Source organism: Nocardia sp. BSTN01, from assembly GCF_015354405.1.
Taxonomy (GTDB): domain Bacteria; phylum Actinomycetota; class Actinomycetes; order Mycobacteriales; family Mycobacteriaceae; genus Nocardia.
In genome coordinates, this window is sequence record NZ_JADKYP010000031.1 from 34,933 (window position 1) to 52,699 (window position 17,767).

Consider the following 17,767-nt stretch of genomic DNA (forward strand, 5'->3'; position numbering starts at 1 on the left):
CTCGTGGTATGTCCCGATCATGATCGCGAATTCCGCTGCCGCCCCCCATGTCCTGCGGGAGTACTCGTTCATCGCGGACGGTCAGCGCGGCGCCCTGGTCGGTCCGCGCGGTGACATCTCGTGGATGTGCCTGCCGCGCTGGGACGGAGACGCCGTCTTCGCGAGCCTGCTGGGCGGTTCCGGCATGTACGCCGTCACGCCGTCGGGGCCGTTCGTCTGGGGTGGCTACTACGAGGACGGCACGCTGATCTGGCGGTCGCGGTGGCTGTCCGGCAGTGCGGTGATCGAATGTCGCGAGGCATTGGCCTTTCCGGGTGATCGGCATCGGGCGGTGCTGATGCGGCGGGTGGTGGCGGTGCAGGAGGATGCCGAGGTCGATGTGGAATTGCGGCCGGTCGCGCGGTTCGGCGCCGCGCCGATACACCATCCGCGCCGCGCGGACGGGGTGTGGACGGCTCGCGCGGGCGGGCTGCGAATGCGCTGGACCGGCGCGCCCGGCGCCGAGATCGACGAGGACGGTTCCGGCCGGGGATGGACGGCTCACCTGTCGGTACCCGCGGGCGGCTACCACGATCTGATCCTGGAAATGTCCGATCGCACCCTGCCCGATGATTTTCCCGACCCCGATACCTACTGGGAGGCAACCGAAAACGCCTGGCGGCGCGACCGCCCGGATTTCGGTGCCACGGCCGCGCCGCGCGACAGCGCGCACGCGTTCGCGATCCTGCGCGGGATGACCGCCGATACCGGCGGCATGGTGGCGGCGCCCACCACCAGCCTGCCCGAACGTGCCGACCGGGGCGAGAACTACGACTACCGCTACGTCTGGATCCGCGACCAATGCCTGGCCGGGCAGGCGATCGCGATCGGCGGCCCCCATCCGTTGCTCGACGCCGCGGTCGGTTTCACTGCCGCCCGCCTGCTCGACGACGGTCCTACGCTGGCGCCCGCCTACACCATCGATGGCAAGAGTGTGCCGCGGGTGCGCGAGATCGAGCTTCCCGGATATCCGGGTGCGCGGCCCGTCATCGGCAACCGGGTTCGCGGGCAGTTTCAGCTCGACATCTTCGGCGAGGCGTTGCTGTTGTTCTCCGCGGCCGCTCGGCACGATCGGCTCGGCGGCGATCACCGCCGCGCGGTCGACATCGCGGTGTCGGCGATCGCGGACAACCATCACCGCCCGGACGCGGGGATCTGGGAGATCGAGGACCGGCTGTGGACCCATTCCCGCCTGATCTGCGCGGCCGGGCTACGCGCGGTCGCGGCCTGCCCGGACACCGGCGCCGATACCGCCTACTGCAGTTCGCTGGCCGATACGCTGGTGGCCGAGGCGGCCCGCACCGGAGTGCATCCGACCGGTCGCTGGCAGCGGGCTCCCGATCAACCGGGAGTGGACGCCGCGCTGCTCCTGCCGCTGATCCGCGGTGCGGTACCGGCCGACGACCCGCGCTACGCGGCCACCTTCTTCGCGATCCAGCGGGATCTGACCACCGACTATTGCGTCTACCGCTACCGTCACGACGATCGTCCGCTCGAGATGAGCGAAGGCGCGTTCCTGCTGTGCGGCTTCACCATGGCGATGGCGGCCGCCCAGCTCGACCGCCCGGTGACCGCGATGCGTTTCTTCGAGCGCAATCGCGCCTCGTGCGGGACCCCGGGCCTGTTCGCCGAGGAATTCGATGTCCGCCAGCGGCAGTTGCGCGGCAATCTGCCCCAGGCGTTCGTGCACGCGATGCTGCTGGAGGCGTCGCTGCGGCTCGGACCGCTCGCGCCGGAGCTGCCGTCGGAAGCGGTGGTGCCGACGGATCGGGGCAACTAGGTGATGTCGACGATCGGCAACCGCAGCGCGGCGGGGGCGTCGGCGGGAACCACCGGCGCCGTGGGGGAGACCGGTGCCAGCCGCCGGTAGGGCGCGCCCAGCGGCGGACGCTGATCGGGCTCACCCTTGTTGGGCCACAGCGCCAGCGCCCGTTCGGCCTGTGCGGTGATGGTCAGCGACGGGTTGACGCCGAGATTCGCCGAAATCGCCGAGCCGTCGACGATATGCAGGCCCGGATGGCCGTACATGCGCTGATAGGGGTCCACGACGCCGGTGTCCGGTGAATCGCCGATCACGCAGCCGCCGATGAAATGTCCGGTCATCGGGATGCCGAACAGGCTGGTGAAACCGGCGGTCGCGATGCCGTCGATCTTGTCGGCCACACGGTGGGCCACCTCGTGCCCGGCCGGAATGGACGTCGGATTGGGTTGTCCCTCACCCTGTTTCGTGGTCATCCGGCGTCCGAACAGCCCGCGTTCGGTGTAGGTGGTGAGCGAATTGTCCACCGACTGCATCACCAGCAGGCCGATCATCCGCTCCGACCAGCGGCGCGGATTGTGCACCTTCGCCAGATCGCGGCGGCGCCGCCAGTTCTCGCGCAACCACAGCCGGGTGCGTGCGGTGCTGCCGTCCTCGTCGTACATCACGGTCGTCATCAGCGACAGCACATTGCTGCCCTTGCCGTAGCGCACCGGTTCGATATGGGTGTCGGCGTCGGGATGGATCGAGGAGGTGATGGCCACGCCCTTGGTGAAGTCGGTATCGGCGCGCCGACTCCGAATCGACAGCAGCTCTTCGGAATTCGTGCGCGACAGATAGCCCAGCCGCGCGGAGATGTGCGGTAGCGAGCCGCGGTCGCGCAGCCGGTGCAGCAGCCGCTGGGTGCCGAGTGCGGCCGCGGCGAAGATCACCTGTTCGGCGGTGAAGCTGCGGCGTGCCTTGCGAACCCAGCGCCCGGTGCGGACGGTGTCGACGCGGTACCCGCCCGAGGGTAGCGGCACCACATCCACCACGGTGGTGTGCGGATGCACGGTGGCCCCGGCCTTCTCGGCGAGATACAGGTAGTTCTTCACCAGCGTGTTCTTGGCGTTGTGGCGGCATCCGGTCATACATTCGCCGCAATGGGTGCAGGTGCGCCGGGACGGGCCGACACCGCCGAAGTAGGGGTCGGCCACCTCCTGCCCGGCGCGAGTGCCGTTGCCGCCGAACAGGACTCCCACCGGCGTGTGCCGGAACGACGCTCCGACTCCCAGTTCCTCGGCGACCTCGCGCAGCACCCGGTCCGAGGCCGTGGTCGCCGGATTCGTGGTGACGCCGAGCATTCGTTTGGCCTGGTCGTAGTGCGGCGCCAGTTCGGCGTCCCAGTCGGTGATGTGGGCCCACTGCGGGTCGGCGAAGAATTTCGCGGGCGGTTCGTACAGGGTGTTCGCGTAGACGAGGGAGCCGCCGCCGACACCGGCGCCGCTCATGATGAAAGTGTCCTTCAACAGGGTCAGGCGCTGGATGCCGAAACATCCCAGGCGCGGCGCCCACAGGAATTGCCGCGCGCGCCAGGAGTTCTTCGCGAACTCGTCGTCGGCGAAGCGGCGGCCGGCCTCGAGGACGCCGACCCGGTAGCCCTTCTCGGTCAGGCGCAGCGCGCTCACGCTGCCGCCGAATCCCGACCCGATGACTACCACGTCGTAGTCGAACCCCATCGCCGCGCCCTTTCCTGTTACCGATCGTCCACTCGTACCGTATGGGCAGATCAGGGGGCGGACGCAGAGATCGGCGGCCAGATAATCAATAGTTCCGGTCACGCCGGTAGGCGGCCGGTGTGGTTCCGGTCCAGCGCTTGAAGGCGTGGATGAACGGTGTCGCCTCCGCGTAGCCGAGCCGGATGGCGATGTCGTCGATGGTCAGCGGCGTCCCCGAGAGCATCTCCTGGGCGAGCGCCCGGCGCACCTCGTCGAGCAGCGCCCGATAACTGGTCCCGGCCTCGGTGAGGCGGCGGCGCAGCGTCCGCACGCTCATGTTGAGCTCCCGGGCCACGGCCTCGATCGGCGGCGGGGTGGTGATACCGGTCGCCCCGCTGCCGGGCAGCAGTCGTTCCCGGACCTCGGCCGCGATCCCGGTGCGCGCGCTGCGGCGTTGCACCAGATCCCGGCACTGGGCGATACAGACCGCCCAGGTCTGCTGATTCGCCTGCGGCAGCGGCTGGGCCAGGATTTCCGGTGCGACGGTGAACATGGTGTGCGCGCGCCCGAAGCGCGGCCGCGCACCGAGCACGTCCTCGAGCCGATCGGCGTACGGCGGTTCGTCGTAACCGAATTCCATCCGGGCGAAGGAGAAGTCGTGGCCGAGCAGATCGGCCATCACCCGATGCATGGCGACGATGTCGCGTTCCACCAGGAAGGTCTGCACATCCGGCGGGATGAGCTCGTGATGAATCCAGGCGATCACATCGTCGCGCCGGTACTCGACGATCGGTGTACAGAAGGCGAATCCGAGCCGGTAGTACCGCATCGCCAGCGAAATCGCTTCACGCAGAGTGGGACTGGTGACGCAGGCGAAGCCGAAGATGCCGAAGGTGCTCAGCCGGTACCGCCGCCCGACCTCGACGCCGAGTGCGGGTATCTCGCCGAGTTCGGCGACCAGATTGCGCACCACCGCCAATTCGGCCTCGGCCGGGATCTGTGCTCCGGGATCGGTGAGCGCGGCCGGTCCGATACCGGATCCGGTGAGCAGCCGCGCCCGGTCCACCCCGTGTTCGGCGGCGAATTCGATCATCACCGCGACGCTGGCGATCCCGCGGGGGAAGTTCCAGGTGCGGACCTCGGGCGCCTCGACGGTGTGCATGGCACCATTATGGCCGAAACTATTGATCTCTCGGGACGATCCGCCCGGGATAGGGTTGTCGGATGGAGCAGGCGCAGTCCGCCGGCGGCCGGGAAGACCGCGATCGGGAATGGGACCGCGAGGTCCGTGGTGAGACGGAAACCGAACAGCTGGACCGCAATCTGACCAGCTTGATTCAGGAATTGCGAGTGGTGCAGACGGGCGTGCAGCTGCTGACCGGCTTCCTGTTGACGCTGCCGTTCCAGGCCAGGTTCACCACGGTGTCCACCCCGATGCGCGGGCTGTATCTGGCGGTCGTGACCGCCTCGATCGCGGCGACGGTCTTCCTGATCGCGCCGGTCGCCGCCCACCGCATCCTGTTCCGCCAGCATCGCCTCGGCAGCGTGGTGCGCACCGCCCACACGTTCGCGCTGGTCGGGCTGGCGCTGCTCGGCATCGCGCTCACCGGAGTCGCCGTGCTGATCTTCGACACGGTGGCCGGTGCGGTCGCCGCCACCGTCATCGGTGTGTGTTTCGCGGTGCTGTTTCTCCTGACCTGGTTCGCCCATCCGTGGCGGGAGCGCCGGCGCGGCAGCGAGACGCGGTGAGGACGCCCACAGCGGCCCGAAATAGCGGTCGGAGGGCGTTTCGTGCCGGGGTCGCCGGGTATCGCGCCCGATGTCAGTGATTTCGACGCGTTGGAGGTGAATCCCTTGTCGGAGCACGAGAAGGGCGGAGGCCGCGAAGGCCTCGAAGGCGTCGTGGAAGGCGCGAAGGGTAAGGCCAAGGAAGCCGCCGGCCAGGTATTCGGAAAGGACGACCTGCGCGAGGAGGGCAAGGCCCAGCAGAGCCGCGCCGAATCGCAGCGCGAGGCCGCCCAGAAGGAGGCCGAGGCCGAGAAGCATCGTGCGGAAGCCGGTGTGGAGGAGAAGCGGCAGCAGGCCTACCAAGGCAACGGCGGCTCCTGACGGTGAGGTGAGCCAACCAAACCGAAAGGGTGCCCGGCCGTAGCGACCGGGCACCCTTTCTTCGTTCGAACATCGTGCGCGAGAATCGGATTCGTACCGGGAATTCGTGATCCTCGGTATTACCGGCCGAGCGCGCTGGCGAGTTGTTTCTTCGTCATCTTCGAGCGGCCCTTGATATTGCGTTGGCGCGCTTCGTTGTAGAGCTGATCACGGGTCGGCCCCTGCGAACCCTTTCCGGAACGCTGGCCCCCGCGGCGCTGCGGAGACGTATCGTTGGTGGAACTGCGGCTCGCGGTGCGGGTTTTGCCCGCCTGTGCGCGATTCTTGTTGACCGTGCGTGCGCCGATTTCCTCTGCGCGGCCCTTACTCGCACCCCGTTTCCGAGCCGAGGACTTCACATGTTCGTATTGGCGTTCTTCTTTGGCAGACCATTCCTTGGGCATGACTACACCTTTCGGTCGTGTGGATGGACGGTTCGATCCCTAGGTCGGCTGCGGCTCGCAGAGTGCCTGCTGCCGAAGACTTTTCAGCGTGCGCGACAGAATGCGGGAGACGTGCATCTGAGAGATCTGCAGTTTCTCGGCGATCTGGTTCTGCGTCTTGGATTCGAAGAAGCGCATGATCAGAATTCTGCGTTCCCGGGTGGGCAGCGCGTCGATGAGCGGGCGCACCGCCATCGCGTCCTCGGTCAGCTGGTAGCACTGTTCCTCGGCGCCGAGTTTGTCCATGATCGCGCCGTCGTCGGCGTCGACGACGGCGTCGATGGAATTCGGCTGGTAGGCGTTGCCGGCGATCATGGCCTGCACCACCTGTGGACCGTCGACGTCGAGGGCTTCGGACAGCTCGCGGGCCGTGGGCATGCGCCCGAGTTCGTGAGCCAGATGTTCGGTCGTCGGACCGATGCGCAGCCATAATTCCTTGACGGCGCGCGGGACCCGGGTCGACCAGGTGTAATCACGGAAGTGACGGCGAACCTCGCCCATCACGGTCGGCACGGCGAAGGAGAGAAAAGAATTTCCTCGTGCCGGATCGAATCGATCGACGGCCAGGACGAGACCGAGCCTCGCCACCTGGTGCAGATCGTCGAACGTCTCGCCGCGGCCGGAGAATTTCCGGGCGATATGCTCGGCCAGCGGCAGGCAGAGTTCGATGATTTCCGCTCGGACCGACTCCCGATGCGGATCGGCATGATCCAGAGCGGCCAGTTTCTCGAACCAGGGTTCGATGTTGTCATAACTGTTGGCACCGTGGCGTGCGGCGGTTTCGGCACGCCGGGCGATCGGTTCATGTGTCATTCGAGATACCTCGCTTCCAACTGATCCGACCCAGACTGGGTACCCGTTGGTGCGGCTCTCAAAAGACGTCGAAGGGCGTACGCCGGAATATTTGCCGATTTCCGGGCGGTGACCAGGACGTACGCCGTTTCTGATAATATCCGGCACCGGCCGGAATTTGTGTTTTCAGCCTTCCGGCGTGTTACCGACCCGCCGGTCGTAGTCCGCGCGGGCGGCTCGATCGACCTCATCGGTGAATATTCGGTGCACGCCCATGCGGCGGGCGGTGAATTCGCCGAACGCGCGCGGGGTGAGTTTGTTGAACGCCATCGCCACCCCGGCCAGCCTGGTCACGGTGACCCGGCGCCGCGGTCGCGCGATCAGCCGCGTCACCGCCCGGGCGACATCCTCGGGTTCGGCCAGCAGACCCATCGGCGCCTTGGTACCCACGATCAATTCGGTGCGGGTGAATGTCGGCAGCACCGCCGAGAAGTGGACTCCGCTGCCGCGGCATTCCAGCCGCATGGCCTCGGTGAAGCCGAGGACGGCCTGTTTACTCGCACAGTAGGTCGCCATGCCGGGGGTGGGATTCTCCCCGGCCAGCGACGCGATATTCACGATGTGGCCGTGCCCGCGCGAAAGCATCTGTGGCAGTGCGGCTTTGGTGCCGTTCATGACACCGAGGACGTTGACCTCGAGGATGCGGCGGGTGATGGTGTCGGATTCGTCGGTGAAGCGGCCGACGGGCATGATGCCGGCGTTGTTGATCAGGACGTCGACGGGGCCGGCCTCGGTCTCGACCGCCGCGAGGAAGTCCGCGAACGAGTCCGGGTCGGTCACGTCGAGCGCCAAGGCGGCCGCGGCGCCGAGCCGCGATCCGGCCTCGGCGACGGCGTCCGCATCGATATCGCCGAGCGCCACTCGCGCACCGGCGTCGCGCAGGTGTTCGGCGATCGAACAGCCGATCCCCCGCGCGCCGCCGGTGACGGCGACCACCGTCCCCGGCAGTCTGGTGCTCACCCGCGCCGCCGGTACCGGACGGTGCACGGCTGCTGCAACTGCACCACCATCTTGGAGTGGTCGTTGCGGTAGCTGTCGGAGGGCTGCGCCATCTCGAATTCCCAGTCCCGCAACAAAATCGAGAAGATCGCCTTCAACTGCATGAGGGCGAACGCCTGGCCGACGCAGCGATGCCGTCCGGCGCCGAACGGGATCCAGGTCCAGCGGTTCACCAGATCCGCCTGATTGGGGTCGACATAGCGGCCGGGATCGAAGCGGTCGGGCTCGGGGAAGTCCTCCGCGATCCGGTTGGAGACCGCCGGTGTGGTCGCGACCAGATCGCCCGGTGCGATGCTGTGCCCGCACACCTCGAATTCGCCGCGCGCGACGCGCATCAAGATGATCAGCGGCGGATGCAGCCGCAGCGTCTCCTTCAATGTCGCCTCGAGCTGCGGAATCTGGCGCAGCGCATGGAAACTCACGTCCTGGCCGTCGGCGTAGAGCTCGTCGAGTTCGCCGACGACGCGGGCCAGCACCTCGGGATTGCGCAGCAGTTCGATGGTCGTCCAGGCCGCGGTACCGGAGGTAGTGTGGTGGCCGGCGAACATCATCGAGATGAAGATGCCGGTGATCTCGCTGGCGGAGAATCGCAACTCGCCCTGTTCGTCGCGGATCGAGACCAGCACGTCGAGCATGTCGCGATCCTCCTTGCCCTGCGGCGGATTCGCGATGCGGCCGTTCATGATCTCCTGGACCAGTTCCACCAGCTTCGCGCGGGCCTCGTCGCGGCGGCGGAAGCTCTCGATCGGCGCGTAGGGGTCGACGTAGCACAGCGCGTCGGTGCCGCGTTCGAGTTCGTGGTACAGGTGCGCGAACCGCTCGTCGAGTTCCTCGCGGAACTTCTTGCCGATCAGGCAGGCCGAGGAGGTGTAGATGGTCAGCTCGGCGAAGAACTCGAGCAGGTCGATTTCGCCCTCGTCGCCCCAGCCCTCGAGGATGCGGTGCACCTCGTGCGCGATGGTTTCGGCGTGCCCGCGCATGAAGTCGCCGCGCAGGGCCTGGTTGTGCAGCATTTCCTTGCGGCGCTCGGGGCTGGCGTCGAAGACCACGCCGTCACCGAAGATCGGCTTCATGAACGGGTAGGCGGCACCCTGGTCGAGATCTTCGTCGGCCGCGCGGAAGAAGAATTCGTTCGCCTCGGCGCCCGAGAGCAGGATGACGTCCTTGTCGGCCAGCCGGAACGAGCCCACATCGCCGCACTCGGACCGCACCCGCCGCATCAGCGCGATGGGATCGGTGCGGAACTCTTCGAGGTGGCCGTGCTCGTGTTCGCCCCCGGAGACCTGCCGCGGCTTGACCAACGTCATGAGAAATCCTTCCGCATTCCCGGATCCATCCGTGATGGACACGTGTCTGGACGGTACTACGGAAGGGTGGGCGAGGCAAGGTCCGGCACTGTTTCGGGCAGTGCCGGACCGATGTGCGGGACGGGATTCGGGTGCTGGTGCTCAGCGCAGGACCGGCGCCGAGCGCACGGTGCTGAGCTGCCGGATGATCGCGGCGGCGTGGTTGTCGAACCGCTCCCGGTCGATGGTGATATCGCCGATCAGATACGGGCGGTAGCAATAGGCGAGCGCGCCGAAGATGGCCATCGCGTTGAGCGTCGCGTCGGTTTCGTCGGGTGCCGGGGTGTCGGTGTCGTCGGCGGCGATCACCGACGCGATCGGCCCGGTGATCACCGCGACCAGTTCGCTGCCGCGCCGGGTCAGCGCCGGGGTGGCGATCGATTCGACGAACAGGATGCGCCCGCGCCGGGGGTCCTCGGTGAGAAAATCGGTGAACGCGCGCACCACGTGACCGAACAGCAGATCCCGGTCCTCGGGGGCGTCGGCCAGTGCGGCGAGCAGCCGATCCCGGCACTGTTCGACGGTGTTCTCGAGGACGGTGGTCGTCAAATCGTCGAGATTGGCGAAACTCTCGTAGAAATAACGTTCGGTGAGCCCGGCCTGTCGGCATACTCCGCGCATCGAGGTCTCGGCCGCGCCGACGCCGGCCATGAGCTCGTAACCGGCCTGCAGTAGCCGTTCACGACGTGCGGCGATGCGATCGGCCGGTTCGCGCCCACGCCAGGGGCGGCTGCCCGTTTTCGGAGTGTGCGGCGAATCGGCCATGGCCGTGATGCTACCGGGGGCCGCCGACGGGGCGATGAGTTGACATCGAGTGCTGTTGACATCCATTGATGTCAACATTACGGTCGGAGCATCGCTTCGACCACCCGCAAGGACGCGCCATGAACACCTCGGTCTACGACGACCAAGCCCACGCGATCAGGGCCCGCGATGTGCGATTCGATTTCGACTCCGTCCCCATGCACTACATTCCGGGCGAGGTCATGGCGACCCACATCATCAACGTGATGCACCTGGTTCTCCCGGAGGGGGAACGCGCGATGGCCGCGGCCCTGGCCGAGGCGCTGGCCTATATCGACGACGAGCGGCTGCGCGAAGAGGTTCAGGGTTTCATCGGCCAGGAGAATCAGCACGCCAGCTCGCACGCGCAGGCGCGCCGCCACCTGGAGTCGCTCGGACTCGACGTGGCCCCGATGGTGGAGACGGTGGCCTGGCTGGTCGATCGGATGCTCGGCGATCACGGCCTCACCGGCCGCGCCAAACACGAGTGGCTGTGCGAGCGGCTGGGCCTGTTCGCCGGGATGGAGCACTACACCGCCGTCATCGGCGAATGGCTGCTCACCAACGACGTGCTCGAGGCCAAGAACATGCATCCGGCGATGCTGGACCTGATTCGCTGGCACGGCGCGGAGGAGGTCGAACACCGCAGCGTGGTCTACGACGCGTACATGCACGTCGACGGCGGATATCTGCGCAAGGCCCGCACGGCCGTGCTGGCCAGCTCGTCGCTGCTGGTGCTGTTCGTGATCGCCGGCGGCTATCTGTTCGGCAAGGATCCCGACCCCCGCAAGGGACGGTTCTGGCCGTTGCAGTTCCTCAGCGCCTCCGCCCGCGGCGTGGTGCCGCGCATGTCGACCTTCCTGACCGAGATACCGCGCTATCTGCGGCCCGGATTCCATCCCTCCCAGCTCGGCAGTATGGACAACGCGCTGCGGTATCTCGCGCAGTCTCCGGCGGCGCGCGAGGGCCGGCGATGACGGCGGTGGCGTACCCGGTCGCCGCCGACCGGCCGGAGTATCGGCCGTCGCTGCCGCTGCGGGCGGTCGGCGCGGTGTTCGACCTGTATCGCCGCGGCGTCACCACGGAACCGCCGATCGAGGTGCTGTCGCGGCCGAATCCGGTGCGGCGCAGTGGTTTCGAGCGCGAGCTGATCGTGGCCCGGCGCGAGACGCAGGCCGCGGATGTGGTCGTGCTGACGCTGGTCGCTCCCTACGGCGAACGGTTGCCGAGCTGGGTTCCGGGTGCGCACATCGACGTGCTTCTGCCCTCCGGGCGCCAGCGGCAGTATTCGCTCAACGGTGACCCGGCCGATCGCGGGAGCTACCGCATCGCCGTACGCCATCTGCCCGAGGGCGGCGGTGGATCCGACGAGATCCATCGCGACGTGGCGGTGGGGGACCGGTTGCGCGTGCGCGGGCCGCGCAACGCCTTCGGTTATATCGACGCACCGCACTACGTCTTCGTGGCGGGCGGCATCGGCATCACCCCCTTGCTGCCGATGGTGGCCGACGCCGAACGGCGCGGAATCGATTGGCGGCTGATCTATCTCGGCCGCAGCCGGGCGACGATGCCGTTCCTCGACGAGCTGTCGGCCCATCGCGGCGGACGGCTCGAGGTCCGGCCCGACGACGAATTCGGTCTCGCCGACCTCGATCTGATTCTGGCCGACGTGCCGCGCGGCACCGCGATCTACGTCTGCGGTCCGCCACCGCTGATGGCCGCCGCGCTGGACACCGAGGCCGCCCACGAGCCGACCGTCTCGGTGCACACCGAACGTTTCTCGCCGCTGCCGGTGCAGCAGGGCCGGCCGTTCCGGATCCGGTTGCGGCGCAGCGGTCACACCGTGGACGTGGCGGCCGACGAGTCGGCCCTGGCGGCCATCGGCCGGGTCCTGCCCGACGTCGCCTATTCGTGCCGGCAGGGATTCTGCGGCACATGCGCGGTGAGCGTGCACGCCGGCGCCGTCGACCATCGCGATCGGCGGCTGAGCCCCGCCGAACGTGAGACCACCATGCTCACCTGCGTCTCGCGCGCGGCGGGCGACACTCTCGAACTCGACCTGTGAGCACGAGACCGGTTGTTTCGGGCAACGACGCCCGCACCGAAAGGAATTCGACGATGGCAGTATCCGAGAGCGCCCCCGCCGAACACACCCCGATCGCGGTGATCGGCGCCGGAGTCGCCGGAATCGGCCTCGCGGTGTCGTTGCGCGCGGCCGGATTCGAGGACTTCCTGATTCTCGAACGCGCCGATGATCTCGGTGGCACCTGGCAGGCCAACACCTATCCCGGCTGCGCCTGCGATGTCCCCTCACACCTCTACTCCTATTCCTTCGCGCCGAATCCGGACTGGTCGCGCACCTACGGACGCCAGCCTGAAATCCTGGGCTATCTGCGCGATGTCGCCGAGCGCCACGATGTGGTGCGGCATATGCGTTTCGGCACCGATGTGCTGCGCGCGCAGTGGGACGAATCGCGGCGGCGGTGGCTCGTGCGCACCGATCGGGGAGTGCTCAGCGCCGATGTGCTGATCTCGGCGGTCGGCCCGTTCAGCGAGGCGAAGATTCCGAATATGCCGGGGCGCGAGACCTTCCGCGGCACCCAGTTCCACTCGCTGCACTGGAACCACGAGCACGATCTGACCGGCGAGCGCGTCGCCGTGATCGGCACCGGTGCCTCGGCGGTGCAGTTCATTCCCGAGATCGCGCCGAAGGTGCAACGGCTCACGGTCTTCCAGCGCTCCGCGCCGTGGATCGTCTCGCGCCTGGATCGGTCCACCCTCGGCGTGGAGCGCGCACTGCTGCGCCGGATGCCGCTGCTCGGTACCGCGCTGCGGGGCGCCTACTACGCCGGTATCGAAAGCTTCGGGCTGGTCGGATTCGTCGACCGTCGCTTCCGCCATCCGTTCCAGGCGCTGTCGGGGATGCAACTTCGCCGCCAGGTCCGCGATCCGGCCCTGCGGCGAAAATTGACCCCGGACTACATGATCGGATGCAAGCGCGCGATCTTCTCCGACGCGTACTATCCGGCCCTCACGCGCGACAACGTCGACGTGGTGACGGAATCCATCGCCGAGATCCGCCCCGGATCGATCGTCACCACCGACGGTGCGGAACATCCGGTCGACACCATCGTCTGGGGCACCGGGTTCGGCGCGATACCGAAACTCTACGACCGGATCGAAGGCGTCGGCGGACTGACCGTGGCCGACCACTACCGTCGCCGGCCCAGCAGTTATCTGGGCGCGGCCATCGCGGGCTTCCCCAATATGTTCCTGACCCTCGGCCCGTTCGGCGCCGCGGGGAACCAGTCCGCGATCTTCATGATCGAATCGCAGATCACCTACATCGTCGACGCGCTGAAAACCCTGCGCGACAACGAGGTCGACCGCGTCGAGGTCCGGGCCTCGGTGCAGGACCGGTTCCTCGACGAGATGCGGCAGCGCAGTCGCGATACCGTGTGGCTGGGCGGCGGCTGCGACAGCTACTACACCACCGACAAGGGCGAGAACGCCGGACTGTATCCGAACTGGAGTTTCGAATACCGCCGCCGAGTCGCGAGTTTCGACGCGGACTCCTATCTACTGTCGCGCCACGTACCGGATCCGACCACCGCAGAGATGAGCAGTATCCGATGATCACAGGACCGTTCGATATGGTGCGCACGCTGCTGGCCCCGGTGCTCGGCGGGGGTGAGCGACTCGACGTGCGCGACAAGGTCGTGGTGATCACCGGCGGCGCCGCCGGCATCGGCTACGAGCTGGCCCGGCTGCTCTACGACCGCGGCGCCTACGTCGCGCTGTTCGACATCGACGCCGAGGCCGTGCGCGCGAGTGCGGCCGCACTCGGCATCCGGGCGGTCGCGATCACCGTCGACGTGGCCGACCGGGAGGGAGTACGGCTGGCGGTCGGACAGGTACGGGAGAACTTCGGGCGCATCGACGTGGTGGTGGCCAACGCCGGCGTCGTCCCGCGCCCGGCGACCGTGCGGCTGCTCGATCCCGAGGAATTCGACCGGGTGCTGGCGATCAACCTCACCGGCGCCTTCAACACCGTTCAGCCCGCGCTCGACGACGTCATCGCGGCGCACGGTCACGTCGTCGTGGTCTCCTCGTGTGCCGCGTTCGCCCCCGGAATGGGCGGTTCGCCGTACATGGTGAGCAAGGCCGGGGTGGAACAGCTCGGGCGCGCGCTGCGGGTGGAACTCGGCGGAACGGGCGCCTCGGCCGGAATCGCCTATTTCGGCGTGGTGGAGACGGCGATGACCCACGACACCCTGGACGAGGACGAGCTGGGCGCCGAATTCGGCGCGCTGCTGCCCTGGCCGCTGAATCAGCGCATCACCGCCCGGCGGGCCGCCGAGGTGATCGCCGGTGCCATCGAACGCCGGTCCGCGCGCACCGTGGCGCCCGCGGGGTGGGAGCCGTACGCGCTGCTGCGGGGCGCGGTGAACGTGGCCCTCGATCACAAGCTGAGCGTCGACGAGCGGGTGCGCTCGCTGACGCAGCGGCTCGAACAGCGCATCCTCGCAGATCGCGGCCGGTAACCGGATTCGCAAATCTGAGAGATTTCAAAGGATCGGCACAGATTCCGATCAGGACCGATCGGCACCATGGATCCCGAGGACCCACTCGGCGAGATGAGGTGTGCGATGGTCGATATCGAGATCACGGGTACGACGGTCACCGTCCATGTCCGTGGCACCCACCGGTTGCTCTCGCTGTGCGAACGGGTGCGCTTCGATCTGTCCCACGTCGTGGCCGTCGCGCCCGCGGAGGTGGATCTGCGGCCGCCGTGGATGCGCGCGCCCGGCACCTTCTTCCCGGGCGTGATCGCGGCCGGCGTCTTCCGCGGCAAAGGCCGCAAGGAGTTCTGGGATACCCGCTTCGACGGTCGTGGGGTGCGGATCGAACTGACCGGCACCGAATTCAGCCGGATCGTCGTCGATGTGGAGGAGCCGGACGAGGTGCGCCGGATACTGGCGCGCGCCGCCGCTGCCTGAGCCCCCGCCCGCGAACCCCGAACGGGGTGAATCTCGCTGCCTCACAGCCCATTGCGACACGCCGAATCGGCGTGCCGCGCGCGACACGCCGAATAAGTCTGGCATTGGGGCTAATCCGCAGTTTCGCAGATGGCGGTTCATCGACTATGAATGGCATGTGCCGTTCCCACTTCGTGAACACTTGCCGGCCACCGTATCTCACCGGGCGGTGGTCTAGTTGACCGTCGAACACCCCGGAGAAGATGAGGTCAGGCAGCTCGCGCGACGGGTCGAGAAGGCCCGCGGGCGGCTTGCGTACCAGTTCGATCCGGCGCTGACCGAGGCCCTCTCCGAGAACGAGCTGCAGGCCGAACGTGAACTCGCGGAGAAGATCCGCGAGCAGGAACGCGAACAGCGCTGGAAAAATGTACAGGCGGCGGCATCGACGTCCGACCGCGCCAGGCAGACCTCCGAAGCGATCGCGAAGGCCGATATGCGAGATCTGTTGATGGCCCGCAAGGCAATTGCGGCGCAGAGACGAGAATCCAGCCCGCACGCCAAGGTGGCGTCGCTGTATCGGCATCGCGCCTGGTCGATGCGCGCGCTCGCGGGTGTGGTCATCGCCGGCATGCTGTGGTCGGCGGTCAACGTGCAGCACAACATCGCCCCCGGTGGCGCCAGCGATCCGCTGTACTGGTTCAGCTACCTGCTCGAAGGCATGATCAGCGTCTGCCTGGTCATCATCATGATCGGCACCAACAAGGTCGCCGAATGGGGCATCCTGCAGAGCCGCCGTCAGGTCGCGCTCGCCGAACTGGCCCTGCTGGCGCTGACCGTCGGCCTCAACACCTACCCGTACCTGCGCAGCGGCGACTGGTACAACGTCGGCGTGCACGCCGTGGCGCCGGTGATGATCGGTGTGGCGCTGCTGGTCCACGACGCGGCCAGCCAGCGCTACGGCCAGGCCATCACCCAGGCCACCGATCAGATCCGCGATCTGCCCGACCCGGCCGAACAGATCCGCCGCAGCATGCCGACCTTCGTCAGCTTCATCCGGCAGTCCGCGCCCGACACCCGCCCGGCCCCGATGGCCGCGCTGCCGGGCGCCGGCGACACCACCACCGAGGCGCCGGCCACCGAATCCGCGCGCACGGTGGAGACGGTCGATCCGATCGTCGAGCCGGACATCTGGACCCCGAAGAAGTCCTCGAGTCGCCGGTCCGATACCGATGCGGCGGATTCGGTCGCCGACGGCAAGGCGAGCAAGTCCCCGAAATCCGATGCCGCCGACGACGACTCGGATCCGCTGAGCGCCTACGACACCGGCCAGTTCCGCATCGCGGACAGCCTCGAGCAGGAACTCGAACAGATCCGTGCCGAGCGGAAGGCGGCACGCGCCGCGAAGCAGCGCGCGGGCTCCAACGGCTCGATCATCGACTGATCCATACCCCGGTACGTCCCCTCGTACCGTCTGCACAACAGCCCGGCGCGACCAGCGCCGGGCTGTTGTCGTTCCCGACCGGCGTGGCATAGGTCACAATCGGCCGCCTCCGACTACAGTGCCTGCGGTCAGCGCAATCATCGCCGGCGTTTTCGGGTTTCGTGTGGAAGTTCGAGGAGGCGTGGTTTTGCTCGTCCGTGGTTCCGGATGCCGATGAGTATCCGCAAGCAGGCACTCGGGTTCGGCGCATTCGCCATCGTCTCGATTCTGGTCACGGTGGTGATCTGGAATACGTTGGCGCGCACGGTGAACGGCCCGACCGACCGTTATTCGGCGATCTTCAGCGATGTGCTCGGGCTGCGGCCCAACGACGACGTGCGCATCGCCGGTGTGCGGGTCGGCAAGGTCACCGCGATCGGCTTCGACGTCAACCCCCAGACCAACAAGCATCTGGCGAAGGTGACCTTCGAGGTGCAGCGCGATCAGCACCTCTACAGCGACACCAAGGCGCTGGTCCGCTATCAGAACCTGATCGGTCAGCGGTATCTCGCGCTGGCGCCCGGTACCGCGCCGGATTCGCGCCTCCTCGCGCCCGGCGGGCGGATTCCGCTGGAACGCACCGAGCCCTCCTTCGATATCTCGGCGTTCCTCAACGGTTTTCAGCCGCTGTTCGAGAATCTGCTCCCGGAGCAGGTGAACGACCTGTCGACGACGTTGATCCAGGCGCTGCAGGGCGACGGGGTGTCGTTGTCCACCTTCATCACCCAGGCCGCCGCGCTGGCCACCGACTTCGAGCGGCGCGACGCGATCCTGAAAGACATCATCACGAACCTGTCCGGAGTGATGTCGGGCCTGGCCCGGCGCAGCGACGAACTGGAAACCCTGATCACCCAGACCCGCGCGCTGATCAGCGGCCTCTACGAACAGGGGCAGTCGCTGCTGGCCTCGACGGAGCAGATCGCCGGTGCCAGTGACAGTTTGGTGGCGATGGTCGCGCAGGTGCAGCCGAAGCTGGCCCCCGCGCAGAACTCCACCCGGGACGCGCTGACGCTGCTGATCGGCAACGGCGCGAAACTGGATCAGGCCGCGATCGATCTGCCCGGAATCCTGTCCGATGTCGGCAAGTTCTCCGGGGACGGGACCTACGCCGCCGCGTATCTGTGCTCCCTCGACATCTCGCTGTACGGCATCCTGTTTCCGCGTGGATTGTTTTCGCAGATCGGCGGGCACAACCAGTCGGCGGTCTGCCGCCCTTGACCCCATGACGGCAACGGGCCCGGC

The 17,767-nt window shown here is 67.5% G+C and carries 17 protein-coding genes; 10 read left to right on the forward strand and 7 right to left on the reverse strand.

Features of this window, described 5'->3' with window-relative positions; genetic code table 11:
- The first annotated feature begins 19 nt into the window (after nucleotides 1-19).
- A complete protein-coding gene (locus tag IRT45_RS22870) occupies nucleotides 20-1,819 on the forward strand; it encodes a glycoside hydrolase family 15 protein (RefSeq protein ID WP_194807875.1) in 1,800 nt (599 codons plus the stop codon).
- Here the strand turns inward: IRT45_RS22870 and IRT45_RS22875 are convergent.
- Both IRT45_RS22875 and IRT45_RS22880 read right to left on the reverse strand, forming a co-directional pair.
- A complete protein-coding gene (locus IRT45_RS22875; RefSeq protein WP_194807876.1) occupies nucleotides 1,816-3,516 on the reverse strand; it encodes an FAD-dependent oxidoreductase in 1,701 nt (566 codons plus the stop codon). The two genes, IRT45_RS22870 and IRT45_RS22875, sit on opposite strands and share 4 nt — an antisense overlap.
- An 85-nt stretch (nucleotides 3,517-3,601) precedes the next feature.
- Entirely contained in the window at nucleotides 3,602-4,657 is a 1,056-nt protein-coding gene (locus IRT45_RS22880) for an AraC family transcriptional regulator (protein ID WP_194807877.1), read from the reverse strand.
- A gap of 62 nt (nucleotides 4,658-4,719) precedes the next feature.
- On the opposite strand from IRT45_RS22880, the gene IRT45_RS22885 reads away from it, so the two are divergent.
- Both IRT45_RS22885 and IRT45_RS22890 read left to right on the forward strand, forming a co-directional pair.
- Nucleotides 4,720-5,244, forward strand: a complete 525-nt coding sequence (locus tag IRT45_RS22885; RefSeq protein WP_194807878.1) for a DUF6328 family protein — start codon at nucleotides 4,720-4,722, stop codon at nucleotides 5,242-5,244.
- Nucleotides 5,245-5,349: 105 nt separating this feature from the next.
- The gene (locus tag IRT45_RS22890) at nucleotides 5,350-5,604 is read left to right on the forward strand and encodes a CsbD family protein (RefSeq protein ID WP_063064183.1); all 255 of its coding nucleotides are present in this window, start codon (nucleotides 5,350-5,352) and stop codon (nucleotides 5,602-5,604) included.
- A gap of 119 nt (nucleotides 5,605-5,723) precedes the next feature.
- Here IRT45_RS22890 and IRT45_RS22895 read toward each other — a convergent pair whose 3' ends face one another.
- From IRT45_RS22895 to IRT45_RS22915, 5 genes are all read right to left on the reverse strand, one after another.
- Nucleotides 5,724-6,047, reverse strand: coding sequence for a hypothetical protein (locus IRT45_RS22895; protein ID WP_063010175.1), 324 nt, complete (start codon nucleotides 6,045-6,047; stop codon nucleotides 5,724-5,726).
- A 39-nt stretch (nucleotides 6,048-6,086) separates the two neighbouring features.
- Complete coding sequence (locus IRT45_RS22900; protein ID WP_194807879.1) at nucleotides 6,087-6,899, reverse strand: RNA polymerase sigma factor SigF; 813 nt, start codon at nucleotides 6,897-6,899, stop codon at nucleotides 6,087-6,089.
- Nucleotides 6,900-7,064: 165 nt separating this feature from the next.
- Nucleotides 7,065-7,898, reverse strand: coding sequence for an SDR family oxidoreductase (locus IRT45_RS22905; RefSeq protein ID WP_194807880.1), 834 nt, complete (start codon nucleotides 7,896-7,898; stop codon nucleotides 7,065-7,067).
- Entirely contained in the window at nucleotides 7,895-9,244 is a 1,350-nt protein-coding gene (locus IRT45_RS22910) for a cytochrome P450 (protein WP_062999746.1), read from the reverse strand. The genes IRT45_RS22905 and IRT45_RS22910 overlap by 4 nt, the downstream gene beginning before the upstream one ends.
- Nucleotides 9,245-9,385: 141 nt before the next feature.
- Nucleotides 9,386-10,048: a TetR/AcrR family transcriptional regulator gene (locus tag IRT45_RS22915; RefSeq protein ID WP_194807881.1), complete on the reverse strand. Its 663-nt coding sequence runs from the start codon at nucleotides 10,046-10,048 to the stop codon at nucleotides 9,386-9,388.
- A 119-nt stretch (nucleotides 10,049-10,167) separates the two neighbouring features.
- Between IRT45_RS22915 and IRT45_RS22920 the strand changes: the two genes are divergently transcribed.
- The 7 genes from IRT45_RS22920 to IRT45_RS22950 all read left to right on the forward strand — a co-directional run bounded on the left by IRT45_RS22920 (nucleotide 10,168) and on the right by IRT45_RS22950 (nucleotide 17,743).
- Nucleotides 10,168-11,043: a metal-dependent hydrolase gene (locus tag IRT45_RS22920; protein ID WP_194807882.1), complete on the forward strand. Its 876-nt coding sequence runs from the start codon at nucleotides 10,168-10,170 to the stop codon at nucleotides 11,041-11,043.
- A complete protein-coding gene (locus tag IRT45_RS22925) occupies nucleotides 11,040-12,131 on the forward strand; it encodes a PDR/VanB family oxidoreductase (protein WP_194807883.1) in 1,092 nt (363 codons plus the stop codon). Before IRT45_RS22920 ends, IRT45_RS22925 begins: the two co-directional genes overlap by 4 nt.
- A gap of 53 nt (nucleotides 12,132-12,184) precedes the next feature.
- Nucleotides 12,185-13,702 carry an NAD(P)/FAD-dependent oxidoreductase gene (locus IRT45_RS22930; protein WP_194807884.1) on the forward strand — a complete coding sequence of 506 codons (1,518 nt, stop codon included), beginning with the start codon at nucleotides 12,185-12,187 and terminating at the stop codon, nucleotides 13,700-13,702.
- Complete coding sequence (locus IRT45_RS22935) at nucleotides 13,699-14,610, forward strand: short-chain dehydrogenase/reductase (RefSeq protein WP_309241108.1); 912 nt, start codon at nucleotides 13,699-13,701, stop codon at nucleotides 14,608-14,610. The genes IRT45_RS22930 and IRT45_RS22935 overlap by 4 nt, the downstream gene beginning before the upstream one ends.
- A 105-nt stretch (nucleotides 14,611-14,715) precedes the next feature.
- Entirely contained in the window at nucleotides 14,716-15,066 is a 351-nt protein-coding gene (locus tag IRT45_RS22940; protein WP_194807885.1) for a hypothetical protein, read from the forward strand.
- A gap of 217 nt (nucleotides 15,067-15,283) precedes the next feature.
- The gene (locus IRT45_RS22945) at nucleotides 15,284-16,486 is read left to right on the forward strand and encodes a hypothetical protein (protein ID WP_194807886.1); all 1,203 of its coding nucleotides are present in this window, start codon (nucleotides 15,284-15,286) and stop codon (nucleotides 16,484-16,486) included.
- 213 nt (nucleotides 16,487-16,699) lie between these two features.
- On the forward strand, nucleotides 16,700-17,743 hold the full coding sequence (locus IRT45_RS22950; protein WP_194807887.1) for an MCE family protein: 1,044 nt from the start codon (nucleotides 16,700-16,702) through the stop codon (nucleotides 17,741-17,743).
- The last annotated feature ends 24 nt before the right edge of the window (nucleotides 17,744-17,767 follow it).

Coding starts and splice junctions, on each gene's coding strand:
- IRT45_RS22935 (WP_309241108.1), top strand. CDS start 13,699: ATGATCACAGGACCGTTCGATATGGTGCGCACGCTGCTGGCCCCGGTG.
- IRT45_RS22940 (WP_194807885.1), top strand. CDS start 14,716: ATGGTCGATATCGAGATCACGGGTACGACGGTCACCGTCCATGTCCGT.
- IRT45_RS22925 (WP_194807883.1), top strand. CDS start 11,040: ATGACGGCGGTGGCGTACCCGGTCGCCGCCGACCGGCCGGAGTATCGG.
- IRT45_RS22915 (WP_194807881.1), bottom strand. CDS start 10,048: ATGGCCGATTCGCCGCACACTCCGAAAACGGGCAGCCGCCCCTGGCGT.
- IRT45_RS22885 (WP_194807878.1), top strand. CDS start 4,720: ATGGAGCAGGCGCAGTCCGCCGGCGGCCGGGAAGACCGCGATCGGGAA.
- IRT45_RS22895 (WP_063010175.1), bottom strand. CDS start 6,047: ATGCCCAAGGAATGGTCTGCCAAAGAAGAACGCCAATACGAACATGTG.
- IRT45_RS22870 (WP_194807875.1), top strand. CDS start 20: ATGATCGCGAATTCCGCTGCCGCCCCCCATGTCCTGCGGGAGTACTCG.
- IRT45_RS22920 (WP_194807882.1), top strand. CDS start 10,168: ATGAACACCTCGGTCTACGACGACCAAGCCCACGCGATCAGGGCCCGC.
- IRT45_RS22900 (WP_194807879.1), bottom strand. CDS start 6,899: ATGACACATGAACCGATCGCCCGGCGTGCCGAAACCGCCGCACGCCAC.
- IRT45_RS22950 (WP_194807887.1), top strand. CDS start 16,700: ATGAGTATCCGCAAGCAGGCACTCGGGTTCGGCGCATTCGCCATCGTC.
- IRT45_RS22910 (WP_062999746.1), bottom strand. CDS start 9,244: ATGACGTTGGTCAAGCCGCGGCAGGTCTCCGGGGGCGAACACGAGCAC.
- IRT45_RS22875 (WP_194807876.1), bottom strand. CDS start 3,516: ATGGGGTTCGACTACGACGTGGTAGTCATCGGGTCGGGATTCGGCGGC.
- IRT45_RS22930 (WP_194807884.1), top strand. CDS start 12,185: ATGGCAGTATCCGAGAGCGCCCCCGCCGAACACACCCCGATCGCGGTG.
- IRT45_RS22880 (WP_194807877.1), bottom strand. CDS start 4,657: ATGCACACCGTCGAGGCGCCCGAGGTCCGCACCTGGAACTTCCCCCGC.